The sequence below is a fragment of the Pseudomonas sp. FBCC-B1565 genome (assembly GCF_059133265.1).
This window is the reverse complement of sequence record NZ_CP101438.1, coordinates 1,771,020-1,783,071: the sequence shown is the minus strand read 5'-3', so window position 1 is coordinate 1,783,071 and position 12,052 is coordinate 1,771,020. Positions and strand designations below refer to the sequence as shown.

Annotated in this window: 12 protein-coding genes and 1 riboswitch; of the genes, 4 read left to right on the top strand and 8 right to left on the bottom strand. The window is 60.6% G+C overall.

The features are described 5' to 3' along the window. Positions 1–2: 2 nt before the first annotated feature. Positions 3–249, bottom strand: a riboswitch (cobalamin riboswitch). Between the two features lie 104 nt (positions 250–353). The 5 genes from NL123_RS08510 to NL123_RS08490 all read right to left on the bottom strand — a co-directional run bounded on the left by NL123_RS08510 (position 354) and on the right by NL123_RS08490 (position 4,935). Then, complete coding sequence (locus tag NL123_RS08510) at positions 354–893, bottom strand: C40 family peptidase (RefSeq protein WP_071491318.1); 540 nt, start codon at positions 891–893, stop codon at positions 354–356. A 144-nt stretch (positions 894–1,037) separates the two neighbouring features. After that, entirely contained in the window at positions 1,038–1,667 is a 630-nt protein-coding gene (locus NL123_RS08505; protein ID WP_058424953.1) for a C40 family peptidase, read from the bottom strand. Positions 1,668–1,880: 213 nt separating this feature from the next. Then, positions 1,881–2,585: a DnaA regulatory inactivator Hda gene (hda, locus tag NL123_RS08500; RefSeq protein ID WP_010208669.1), complete on the bottom strand. Its 705-nt coding sequence runs from the start codon at positions 2,583–2,585 to the stop codon at positions 1,881–1,883. A gap of 203 nt (positions 2,586–2,788) precedes the next feature. Then, positions 2,789–3,862: an AI-2E family transporter gene (locus tag NL123_RS08495; protein WP_071493793.1), complete on the bottom strand. Its 1,074-nt coding sequence runs from the start codon at positions 3,860–3,862 to the stop codon at positions 2,789–2,791. A 32-nt stretch (positions 3,863–3,894) separates the two neighbouring features. Further along, positions 3,895–4,935: a DUF2066 domain-containing protein gene (locus NL123_RS08490; protein ID WP_494357576.1), complete on the bottom strand. Its 1,041-nt coding sequence runs from the start codon at positions 4,933–4,935 to the stop codon at positions 3,895–3,897. A gap of 354 nt (positions 4,936–5,289) precedes the next feature. On the opposite strand from NL123_RS08490, the gene purM reads away from it, so the two are divergent. The 4 genes from purM (at position 5,290) to NL123_RS08470 (ending at position 8,172) form a co-directional block, all read left to right on the top strand. Next, complete coding sequence (gene purM / locus NL123_RS08485) at positions 5,290–6,348, top strand: phosphoribosylformylglycinamidine cyclo-ligase (protein ID WP_016976515.1); 1,059 nt, start codon at positions 5,290–5,292, stop codon at positions 6,346–6,348. Further along, entirely contained in the window at positions 6,348–6,998 is a 651-nt protein-coding gene (gene purN / locus NL123_RS08480) for a phosphoribosylglycinamide formyltransferase (protein WP_248483474.1), read from the top strand. The genes purM and purN overlap by 1 nt, the downstream gene beginning before the upstream one ends. Before the next feature lie 8 nt (positions 6,999–7,006). Beyond that, positions 7,007–7,720, top strand: coding sequence for a DUF3108 domain-containing protein (locus NL123_RS08475; protein ID WP_058424959.1), 714 nt, complete (start codon positions 7,007–7,009; stop codon positions 7,718–7,720). Positions 7,721–7,983: 263 nt separating this feature from the next. Further along, positions 7,984–8,172 (top strand): hypothetical protein, encoded by a 189-nt coding sequence (locus tag NL123_RS08470; protein WP_248483476.1) that lies wholly within the window; start codon positions 7,984–7,986, stop codon positions 8,170–8,172. A 202-nt stretch (positions 8,173–8,374) separates the two neighbouring features. On the opposite strand, the gene NL123_RS08465 is transcribed toward NL123_RS08470, so the two are convergent. From NL123_RS08465 to relA, 3 genes are read right to left on the bottom strand one after another with little or no spacing between them, the layout of a single operon-like run. Beyond that, entirely contained in the window at positions 8,375–8,920 is a 546-nt protein-coding gene (locus NL123_RS08465) for a DUF2058 domain-containing protein (RefSeq protein WP_010208656.1), read from the bottom strand. Positions 8,921–8,945: 25 nt separating this feature from the next. Then, a complete protein-coding gene (gene mazG, locus NL123_RS08460; RefSeq protein WP_071493797.1) occupies positions 8,946–9,779 on the bottom strand; it encodes a nucleoside triphosphate pyrophosphohydrolase in 834 nt (277 codons plus the stop codon). After that, positions 9,779–12,022 carry a GTP diphosphokinase gene (gene relA / locus NL123_RS08455; RefSeq protein WP_248483478.1) on the bottom strand — a complete coding sequence of 748 codons (2,244 nt, stop codon included), beginning with the start codon at positions 12,020–12,022 and terminating at the stop codon, positions 9,779–9,781. The genes mazG and relA overlap by 1 nt, the downstream gene beginning before the upstream one ends. Between the last annotated feature and the right edge of the window lie 30 nt (positions 12,023–12,052).

Below are 12,052 nucleotides of genomic sequence, written 5' to 3'. Positions count from 1 at the left end.
GATGCTGTTGGATGTTGCAGGCCGGTCTCCGGGCTCATGAGTGGTGTGCGGGTTGAAGGCAGGCCAACGCTGCGCCTTCCCATATCGCAGGCGATACAGTGGCAAAAAGCAGCGTCTTGACTCATTTACCGTTGCGGGGGCAGCGCCGGAATCGCGGCGGCACTGTGTAGAAGTGCGCTCACTCACCGGCTTCCCTGTTTCACTCCGTCGACCCGTGGGTCACAGAGCACCTGGAACAAGCGGCGAAGGGTAGTAGGTTGGGGGTGGAGCGTCAATTAAAGCAACTTGAAGTCGACACAAAACAATTGTGGGAGGGGGCAAGCCCCCTCCCACATTTTGATTCGTGTCTGGCGCTAAGGATTACGTGCCAGGTTGCCCGGCAACACGCGCTTGGCACTCAGGTAGGCATTCTGCCAATAGGCCTTGGACAGTGTATCCAGCTTCACCGTACCGCCGGTTTGTGGCGCATGGACAAAGCGCCCTTCACCCACGTAGATCCCGGCGTGGCTGACCTGGGAACCGCCACCGGTGGCGAAGAACAGCAGGTCACCGGTCTGCAGGTTCTGCTCGCTGACGTCCTGCGCGCGCATTACGATCAGCTCGCGGGTGGTACGCGGCAGGGAAATCCCGGCGGCATCGCGGAAGACAAACCCGATCAGGCCACTGCAATCAAACCCGGAGTCCGGCGTATTGCCACCCCAACGATAAGGCGTGCCGACCAGGCCCAGCGCCCGGAAGAGTACGTCTTCGGCCGCAGGCGAGAAATTCTGGGTGGAATAGTTGAACACCGGCTTGGGCTTCACCGCTACGGGAGCGGGCGGCGGTGTGCGGCTTGCGCAGGCGCTGAGGAGCGCGGCGCAGACAATGAGAATAAGGCGGGCCGAGGTCGACATGTGCAGAACAATCCTGGTCTGGATGCGGCTTTCGCTGCCGAACGCTGAAAACCAGAACGCGCAAGCAAAGCTCGCGCGAACGGATTACAACAATATCCAGGGATTCTAGCGCTTACACGTCAAACTTCAAGTATCACTTTAAGTTTACTTGCTAGCGGTAACCGTCGTCGGGGCCATGGCGAGTGCACGCTTGGCTTCGATGAAGGTTTTGCTCCAGTAGCTGTCACCCAGGTTATCGACCCGGACACCACCACTGCGGCGGCTGCTGGAGTGGATAAACTGGTTATCGCCCAAGTAGATACCGGCGTGGCTGACACGACCACGGCCTGCCGTACTGAAGAAAAGCAGATCACCGGGCTTGAGGTTGTTGCGTGCGACCAACGGTGCATTCACGTTGATCATTTCACGGGTGGAGCGCGGCAGGTTCATGCCGGCTTCTTCGCGAAACAGATAGCCGATGAAACCGCTGCAGTCGAAACCGGCTTCAGAGGTACCACCGAAACGGTAACGGGTACCGATCAGGGACATGCCGCGTTCGAGGATGCTGTCGGCCAGGACTGGAAGCTGGTAAGGCTTGTTGCCGGCGAAGTCGGCCAGTTCCTTTTCCGTTGCAACTTCTTCCTCATAAACAGAGGCAGATTGAGCAGCAACGAATTTTGCCTGATTTTGAACCTGTGGTTTTTGCTGATCTGCCACCTGCTGTGGGTGGGAGGCGCAACCAAACAACAGGGTAACGAGTGCGAGGGGCACGAGGGGTGCGAAGCGATTTAGCATGGGCACGACCGTGGCTGATATGTAAAGAAGTCGAGACTATGCCTTCTATCACATCGATTTGCAAATTCAATCGTGGTCTATGTGACTTCTTGTTTGGACTATGACATCTAAGCCCTTAACACCCTGTACCTGCCTTTTGCGTGGCCAAACCGGCTCAAACGCAGGTTTTCTGGCGCCTGTAATTTGCCGAAAGCCGCGAAAACAGCGGGCTAGCTACCAGCCGAGGGTTTCTTTGAGGAAGGGGATGGTCAGCTTGCGCTGGGCCTGCAAGGAGGCCTGATCGAGCTGTTCGAGCAGATCGAACAATGCGCTCATGCTGCGGGTGCCTCGAGTAAGGATAAAGTGCCCGACCTCGTCGGTGAGGTGCAGGCCGCGACGGGATGCGCGCAGTTGCAGGGCACGCAATTTGTCTTCGTCGGACAGCGGGCGCATCTGGAAGATCAGCGCCAGGGTCATGCGCGACTTGAGGTCGGCCAGCTTGATCGGCAACTCGCGGGGCGAAGTCGACGCGGCAATCAACAGGCGCCGACCGCTGTCACGCAAGCGGTTGAACAGGTGAAACAGCGCTTCTTCCCATTCCGCTTTGCCGGCGATCGCTTGCAGATCGTCCAGGCACACCAGTTCGTATTGCTCAAGATGGTCGAAGATGCCGATACCGCGGTCCATCAACTCGGCCAACGGCAGGTACACCGCCGGTTCGCCCATCTGCTCGAACCGCAGGCACGCGGCCTGCAACAGGTGGGTACGCCCTACGCCGTGCTTGCCCCACAGGTAGATCAGGCTTTCGGTCCACCCGGCGTCGGCTTCGCAGAGCCGCTCGACATAGCCGAGTGCAGCGGCATTGGCGCCTGGGTAGTAGTTGATGAAGGTGGCGTCGTCACGCAGACGCACACCCAAGGGCAGCTGAATCGGTTTCATGCTGACTGAACGGCTCCAAACGAACCGTTAGTGGCCTCTGTGTAAAGTTTGCAAAGTTTATACCCGTGACGCCGGGCGCACAATGCAACAGACCCCAAGCAAAATCAAAGGTTTGCGTTAACTTGTTGGATTTGTGCAGATTGTTTGACGGACCGCTCCCAGAAAAGACAAACCCGGCGTTGGCCGGGTTTGTGAAGAAAGGGTTACAAGTCGGGATCTTCAACCCCCGTATACGCATCCGAATCCTTGTACAGATCGTGCACATGGCGCACCAGCACCATGATCACCGCCGCCACCGGCAACGCCAGCAGGATGCCAGTGAAGCCAAACAGCTCACCGCCCGCCAGGATCGCAAAGATCACCGCCACCGGATGCAGGCCAATCCGATCCCCGACCAACAACGGCGTGAGCACCATGCCTTCCAACGCCTGGCCGACCATGAAGACGGCCACGATCCCCAGCATCGGGTACAAGTCCCCGCCAAACTGGAACAAGCCCGCGACCAGCGCCGCGCCGATCCCAATCACAAACCCCATATAAGGCACGATTGCGGCCAGGCCGGCGATCAGGCCGATCAACAGGCCCAGTTCCAGGCCGATAGCCATCAAGCCGGCCGCGTAGATGATCCCCAGGGCCAGCATCACCAGCAACTGCCCGCGCACGAAGGCGCCGAGCACCTCATGGCATTCCTCAGCCAGTGAAACAATGCGTTCCTCACGGTTGCGCGGCAGCAGGCTGCGGATCTTGGCCATCATGATGTCCCAGTCGCGCAGCAAGTAGAACGCCACCACCGGGATCAGCACCAGGTTGGTCAGCCAGCCGATCAGCGCCAGGCTGGACGCAGTCGCCTGGCTGAGGATGACCCCGACGATGTCAGTGGTCTGGCCCATATGTTCGCTGATGGCCGACTTGACCTTGTCGAACTTCCAGAAGCCATCCGCCAGCCCCAGCTTGGCCTGGGCCCATGGCATCGCCGTGTGCTGCAGCCAATCGAGCATCTGCGGCGCCAGCTCATACAAGCGGAACAACTGCTTGGCCAGCATCGGCACCAACACCAGCACCAACGCCGTGATGATCAAGGTAAACAGGGCGAACACCGCCACCACGCCCCAGGTCCGCGACAACCCGGCCTTCTCCAGACGATCCACCACCGGATCGAACAGGTAAGCCAGCAGCAACGCGACCAGGAACGGCGTCAGGATCGAATGCAGCAGGAACACAAAAACGCACAGCAGGACAAACCCGCCAAGCCACACCCAACGACGCGTATCCGCCATAAACCACTCCATATATATAAAGAAGAAAACTGCTACCAACGAAAACGCAGTTGCGCCTGAGGTTCTGGTGCAACAGCAGGCTGCGCACCCTCCGCCACGGGTTGCTGGACCGGTGCTTCACCCGCAGGAATTTCCTGCAACCTGGCCAGGCTCAACTGAGTACGCAACTGATCGGCACTGCCATTGACGCGGTACACGATGCGATTGCCATCCACTAACTGCGGCTGACCGCCGAAAGGCTCCAGCAGATGACCCAGCGCGGCATAACGCTCAAGGGTCATGCCCTGCACTTCCAGCAATTGTTCGGTGCTCACGCCGGGCTTGACCGCAAAGCGCGGCGCCAGCTTCTGGCTGACCGCCAGCATCACCGCATCGGCCACGGCGCCGGTGTCGGGCCCTTGCGCCGTGCCTTGCTCACTTTTGTCGCCCAGCCACAGACGCCATTTGGCCTGCCACTGGCTGCCTTCCTGACGCGCATGCACCGCCAGCAAGGCGTCGGCGCCGTAACGCTCGGAGGCAGCGCGCAGCGGTGTGGCGTCGGCACTTTCCAGATTCGGTGCGGTGGCGACCACCTGTTCATCCAGGTCACCCAGCGGCAGGCGCAACGGCAGGCCTCTGTGTTGCGCGGCACGGCGCAGCGCCTGGGCAACGGTCTGGCCATCGCCCACCAGGCTGCTGCCTTCGGTGGAGTCGTTCAGCCACCAGCCAAGGATCGACGGCCGATTGCTGCCCCAGATCGACAGGCCCGCTTCCCGCAGCACGCGATCGGTGCTCACCGGGTCGAAATCCACTTGCAGGCTTTCCGGCGGGCCAGCGTCGTAGCCGTACTGGCTGATGATTTGTTGCGGGTCCTTGCGAACGGCCGCCAGGCCCGGGCCATCGGCGGCCTTGGCGTCGCCGGTCAAGCGGATCACCAGGGTCTGCACGGCGCGCTGGGTCGCCTGGTCGCGCTCTTGCGGCGACTGACTGCTGACGGGCTCGAGTACTTGATAAAGGCCATTGAGGGTTTCGGCATGACTCGCCAGGCTGACCAACGACAAACAGCCTACAAAGAAGAACTTGAACAAACGCATGAAAGATTCCCGAACGACAAATTTAGCGGCTGGAACAGACCGCGCGAACTCGGCTTGGCAAGGCTGTGACCACAGCGACCGGTAAAACATTCACAGGGTCCTGGCAGTTTTTGTACTGTCATAACGATAGCGGTTTAAAGGCTATACCTTAATACGCGCCATAGCAGGGGCCATCAGCATTTTTTAACCGGCTTTTTTTACCTATATGGCCCTGCCCGTCGGCCCGAGGATGGCCGCTGCCCCTCAAGCCTGATAAAATCGCGCGCCTTCGCAGACCGTCACCGGCTGGGCCTTTTACCAAAAGCGCCTGCCCGCTCGGTCGTTACCCCTGAATCCCCCCTAAAGGCCTGGATCATGAGCAAGCAACCCTCCCTGAGCTACAAGGACGCCGGTGTAGACATCGACGCCGGTGAAGCATTGGTCGAACGCATCAAGAGCGTCGCCAAGCGCACTGCGCGCCCCGAAGTCATGGGCGGCCTGGGCGGTTTTGGCGCCCTCTGCGAAATCCCGGCCGGCTACAAGCAGCCTGTCCTGGTATCCGGCACCGACGGCGTGGGCACCAAGCTGCGCCTGGCACTGAACCTGAACAAACACGACACCATCGGCATCGACCTGGTTGCCATGTGCGTCAACGACCTGGTGGTGTGCGGCGCCGAGCCGTTGTTCTTCCTCGACTACTACGCCACCGGCAAGCTGAACGTGGACACCGCGGCACAAGTGGTCACCGGTATCGGTGCCGGTTGCGAACTGTCGGGTTGCTCCCTGGTCGGCGGTGAAACCGCTGAAATGCCAGGCATGTACGAAGGCGAAGACTACGACCTGGCCGGCTTCTGCGTCGGCGTCGTGGAAAAAGCCGAGATCATCGACGGCTCCAAAGTTGCTGCCGGTGACGCCCTGCTGGCCCTGCCGTCCTCCGGCCCGCACTCCAACGGTTACTCGCTGATCCGCAAGATCATCGAAGTGTCCGGTGCCGAGATCGAGAACACCCAGCTCGACGGCAAGCCGCTGACTGATTTGCTGATGGCCCCGACCCGCATCTACGTCAAGCCACTGCTCAAGCTGATCAAGGACACCGGCGCAGTCAAGGCCATGGCCCACATCACTGGCGGCGGCCTGCTGGACAATATCCCGCGCGTTCTGCCAAAAGGCGCCCAGGCCATCGTTGACGTCGCCAGCTGGCAGCGTCCTGCGGTATTCGACTGGTTGCAAGAGAAAGGCAACGTCGACGAAACCGAAATGCACCGCGTGTTGAACTGCGGCGTCGGCATGGTCATCTGCGTGGCTCAGGAGCACGTTGAAACCGCGCTGAACGTACTGCGCGAAGCCGGCGAGCAGCCTTGGGTCATCGGCCAGATCGCCACCGCTGCCGAAGGCGCGGCTCAGGTTGAGCTGAAGAACCTCAAGGCTCATTAATGTCTCAGACCTGTGATGTCGTGGTGCTGCTCTCCGGCACCGGCAGTAACTTGCAGGCCCTGATCGACAGCACGCGCACCGGCGACAACCCGGTGCGCATTGCTGCGGTGATCTCCAACCGCAGCGACGCCTACGGCCTGCAACGCGCCAGGGACGCGGGTATCGACACCCGCTCCCTGGATCACAAGGCGTTCGAGGGCCGTGAGGCCTTCGACCGCGCCTTGATCGAACTGATCGACGCCTTCAACCCCAAGCTCGTGGTACTCGCCGGCTTCATGCGCATCCTCAGCGCTGACTTCGTGCGGCATTACGCCGGGCGCCTGTTGAATATCCACCCTTCCCTGCTGCCCAAGTACAAAGGCATGCACACGCACCAGCGTGCGCTCGAGGCCGGCGACCGCGAGCATGGCTGCAGCGTGCACTTTGTCACCGAGGAACTCGATGGCGGGCCTCTGGTCGTACAGGCAGTGGTTCCGGTAGAGTCTGACGACTCGGCGCAGACGCTTGCGCAACGGGTTCACACCCAGGAACACAGGATTTACCCGCTGGCCGTTCGCTGGTTTGCCGAGGGGCGGTTGATTCTTGGTGACCAGGGTGCATTATTGGACGGTCAGTTACTCGCGGCCAGCGGCCACTTGATTCGAACCTAGGAGATTTTATGCGTCGCGCCTTGCTCTTCGCTTTTGCGCTGTTCGCCTTGCCAGCCGTGCAAGCAGCAGACCTTCACCCCTTCTCCGTCAGCTACACCGCCGACTGGAAACAGTTGCCCATGAGTGGTTCGGCCGAACGCAGCCTGGCCAAGAACGGCGACGGCTCCTGGACCTTGAATTTCAAGGCTTCCATGATGATCGCCAGCCTCACCGAAACCAGCGTGATCCTGTTTGACAAGGACACCCTGCAACCGAAGAGCTACACCTTCGAACGCGGTGGCCTGGGCAAGGCGAAGAAGATCAATCTGGACTTCGACCAGACCGCCAAGAAAGTCACCGGGTTTGAAAACAAAGACCCGGTCAACGTGCCCCTGCAAAGCGGCATGCTCGACAAGTCGACCTACCAGTTGGCCCTGCAGCGCGACGTGGCTGCCGGCAAGAAGAGCATGAGCTACAACGTGGTCGAAGGCACCGACGTCGACACCTACGACTTCCGCGTGATCGGCCCGGAAAAGGTCCAGACCAAGGTCGGCTCCATCGACGCGATCAAGGTCGAGCGCGTGCGTGACCCGACGCAGAGCAAGCGCATCACCCAGATGTGGTTTGCCAAGGACCAGGGCGGCATTCTGGTTGCCCTGCGCCAGGTAGAAACCGACGGCAAGGAATACAACATCATGCTGCAGGACGGCACCGTTGACGGTAAGGCTGTCAAAGGTAGCTGATCGGTAGCTGGAACAGAGAGCCTCGCGAATGCGGGGCTTTTTTTCGCCTGTCGATTGGGTTTCGCCCGACACGAACATGAAACTTTTGTCATAAAACTCAGGGCCCTGCGGCGCAATGTCGCGGTTTTCGCGGGCTGCAGCACTGTTGCATTTACCGCAATGAATTGTTGCGCGAAAAGTCGGTTTACTTAGCAAGCTAACAAATCATATAACAAAGGCCTGCGACGACTTGCCGCAGATCCACCAGAGATTGGAGCAAGCAGATGACTGTAAAAGTAACTGAACGCGACGACGAACATATGTCCCACGAAGCCCTGGGCCATGGGATTCACATCTGGGATGTACACCAGCAAGACCTGTTGGTCGGCATGTTTCACAACGAGAGCGACGCTCATAATTATAAAAACGAGCTCGAAGCCCTTGAGATGAGACGCCAGTCAGAAAGCTCCTGAAGATACCTTGTAGTGAGCGGGCTTGCCCCGCACTGGGTGGCGAAGCCGCCCCACTAAAAACGCCGCATTCTTTCTGGGAGAATGCGGCGTTTGGTTTTCAGGGTCGGCCCTTTCAAGGTCTTTAGGTAGAACAGGCGATGAGTACCCTGTGGCAAGCCCGCTCGCCCCAACAAGCCTGCTCACTACAATTAAGGCTGCAGCCTTACCACATCAGGTCATCCGGGATCTGGTAGGCGGCGTACGGATCATCCTCATCCGGCACCTGGCTTTCCGTCAGGATATTGAGCTGGACGATACGCTCCGGTGCGCGCTCCTGGATTTTCAGCGCCGCTTCACGCGGGATCACCTCATAACCGCCGCCGTGGTGCACGATCGCCAGGGAGCCGTTGCTCAGCTTGTTGCGCATCAGCGTGTTGACCGACAGGCGCTTGACCTTCTTGTCGTCCACGAAGTTGTAATAGTCCTCGGTGGTCAGCTTGGGCAGGCGCGAGGTCTCGATCAGTTGCTTTACCTGGGCCGTGCGGGCCTTGGCCTCGGCTTTTTCCTGCTGCTGGCGGTTCAGTTCCTGGTCGCGCTTGACCTTCTCGGCCTGCGCTTCAGCCGCCAGGCGGGCCTGGGTGTCGTCTGCCTCGATCTGGCCTTTATGAACCAGGCGCTGCTGTTTCTGTTTCTCTTTGCCGACCTGCTTGGCCTGCTTTTGGTTGACCAGACCTGCTTTGAGCAACTGGTCACGAAGGGAAAGGCTCATGGTGCTTACTCACTTAGGCAACTGCTCAACCGCAGCTGGACACATTCTTTTCCTGACGTTTGGCTTCGCCCCACAGGGCGTCCATCGTTTCGAGGGTGCAATCTTCTATGGATTGGTGCGTATCGCGCAATGCCTGTTCGATAAATCGGAAGCGTCGCTCGAACTTGGCATTGGCGCCACGCAGCGCGGTTTCCGGGTCGACCTTGAGGTGACGGGCCAGGTTGACCGCCGCGAACAGCAGGTCACCGACCTCATCGGCGATCGCCGCAGAATCGTTGTCGGCCATGGCTTCGAGCACTTCATCGAGCTCTTCGCGCACGTTATCCACCACCGGCAGGGCCGACGGCCAGTCGAAGCCAACCTGGCTGGCGCGCTTCTGCAATTTGGCGGCGCGGGACAGGGACGGCAGCGCCGTGGGCACGTCATCCAGCAGGGAGAGTTGCTCCGGCGCGTCGGACTTTTCCGCACGCTCCTCAGCCTTGATCTGCTCCCAGCGCTCTTTGACCTGTTCTTCACTCAGCTGTGGGATGTCCAGCGGTGCATAAAGATCGCCCGTGGGGAACACGTGGGGATGACGACGGATCAGCTTGCGCGTGATGCTGTCGATCACCCCGGCGAATTCGAAGCGCCCTTCTTCTCGCGCCAACTGGCTGTAATACACCACCTGGAACAACAGGTCGCCCAGCTCACCCTGCAGGTGATCGAAGTCGCCGCGCTCGATGGCGTCGGCGACTTCGTAGGCCTCTTCCAACGTGTGCGGGACGATGGTGGCGTAGGTTTGCTTGATGTCCCACGGGCACCCGTATTGCGGGTGCCGCAGGCGGTTCATCAGGTGCAGCAGGTCTTCGAGCGAATACATCATGGGGTACGGTTACGCCGCGTCTCGATGATATTCGGCAACTGGGAAATCCGCCCCAGCAACCGTCCCAGTGCGTCCAACCCCGGAATCTCGATGGTCAGGGACATCAACGCGGTATTGTCCTCTTTGTTCGAGCGCGTGTTGACCGCCAGCACGTTGATCCGCTCATTGAGCAGCACCTGCGACACGTCACGCAGCAAACCGGAACGGTCGTAGGCACGGATGACGATGTCCACCGGGTAGGTGAGCACCGGCACCGGCCCCCAACTGACCTGGATGATCCGCTCCGGCTCGCGCCCACCCAACTGCAGCACCGAGGCGCAATCCTGGCGGTGAATACTCACGCCGCGGCCCTGGGTGATATAGCCGACGATGGCGTCCCCCGGCAGCGGCTGGCAGCAGCCGGCAATTTGGGTCATCAGGTTGCCCACGCCCTGGATCTGGATATCGCCACGCTTGCCGGGCTTGTAGCCGGTGGCCTTGCGCGGGATCAGTTCCAGCTGTTCGCTGCCGCGTTCCGGCTCGACCAGTTGCTGGGCCAGGTTGACCAGTTGGGCCAGGCGCAAATCGCCGGCACCGAGGGCGGCGAACATGTCTTCGGCAATCTTCATGTTGGCCTTTTCGGCCAGCTTGTCGAAGTCCACCTGGGGTAGGCCCAGGCGCGCCAGTTCGCGCTCGAGCAAGGTTTTACCGGCAGCGACGTTCTGGTCGCGCGCCTGCAATTTGAACCAGTGGACGATCTTCGCCCGCGCCCGCGACGTGGTGATGTAGCCCAGGTTCGGGTTCAGCCAGTCGCGGCTCGGCGTGCCGTGCTTGCTGGTGATGATCTCGACCTGCTCACCGGTCTGCAGGCTGTAGTTGAGCGGCACGATGCGGCCGTTGATCTTGGCGCCCCGGCAGTTGTGGCCGATCTCGGTGTGCACGCGGTAGGCGAAGTCCAGCGGCGTGGCGCCCTTGGGCAAGTCGATGGCATGGCCGTCCGGGGTGAAGATATAGACCCGGTCCGGCTCGATATCCACGCGCAGCTGTTCGGCCAGGCCGCCGATGTCGCCGAGTTCTTCGTGCCATTCCAGTACTTGGCGCAGCCAGGAGATTTTCTCTTCGTACTGGTTGGACCCCGCCTTTACGTCGGTGCCCTTGTAGCGCCAGTGCGCACATACACCCAGCTCGGCCTCTTCGTGCATGGCGTGAGTGCGGATCTGCACTTCCAGCACCTTGCCCTCGGGGCCGATCACCGCCGTGTGCAACGAGCGATAGCCGTTTTCCTTGGGGTTGGCGATGTAGTCGTCGAACTCCTTGGGGATGTGCCGCCACAGGGTGTGGACGATGCCCAGCGCGGTGTAGCAGTCGCGCATTTCCGGCACCAGCACGCGCACCGCACGCACGTCGTAGATCTGGCTGAAGGCCAGGCCCTTGCGCTGCATTTTGCGCCAGATGGAATAGATGTGTTTGGCGCGGCCGCTGATGTCGGCTTCGACGCCGGTGGCCTGCAATTCGGAGCGCAGCTGGTTCATCACGTCGGCGATAAAGCGCTCGCGGTCGAGCCGCCGCTCATGCAGCAACGTGGCAATCTGTTTGTATTGATCGGGTTCGAGGTAGCGGAAGGACAAGTCTTCCAGCTCCCACTTGATATGGCCGATGCCCAGGCGGTGCGCCAGCGGCGCATAGATGTCGAAGACCTCGCGGGCGACGCGGTTGCGCTTCTCGTCGTCGGCGGTCTTCACCGCACGGATCGCGCAAGTACGCTCGGCCAGCTTGATCAGGGCGACGCGCACGTCATCGACCATCGCCACCAGCATCTTGCGCAGGTTCTCGACCTGGCCCTGGGTGCCCAGCACCATGGACTGGCGCGGGCTGAGGCTGGCGCTGATCGCGGCCATGCGCAGCACGCCGTCGATCAGCTTGGCCACCACGGTGCCGAAACGCTGGCTGACGGTGGGCAACGGGATATGCCCTTCACGCACGCCGCGATAGAGCACGGCGGCGATCAGCGAATCCTGGTCCAGCTTGAGATCGGCGAGGATCTCGGCGATTTCCAACCCGGTGCGAAAGCTGGAAGTGCCTTCGGCCCACAGGTTCTTGGCCGCATTGTCTTGCTGCTCGGACTCACGAGCGAACTCGCAGGCGGCTTTCAAGGCTTCACGGTCCAGTGCCGGGTCGACACTGATGGCATGGTCCAGCCATGCCTCGAGATTGATACTGCCGTCGGTGTTGATCGGCTGGTGTGCTCTCACCTGTACCATCTTGCTTACCTTCCCTACGACGCACCTTCG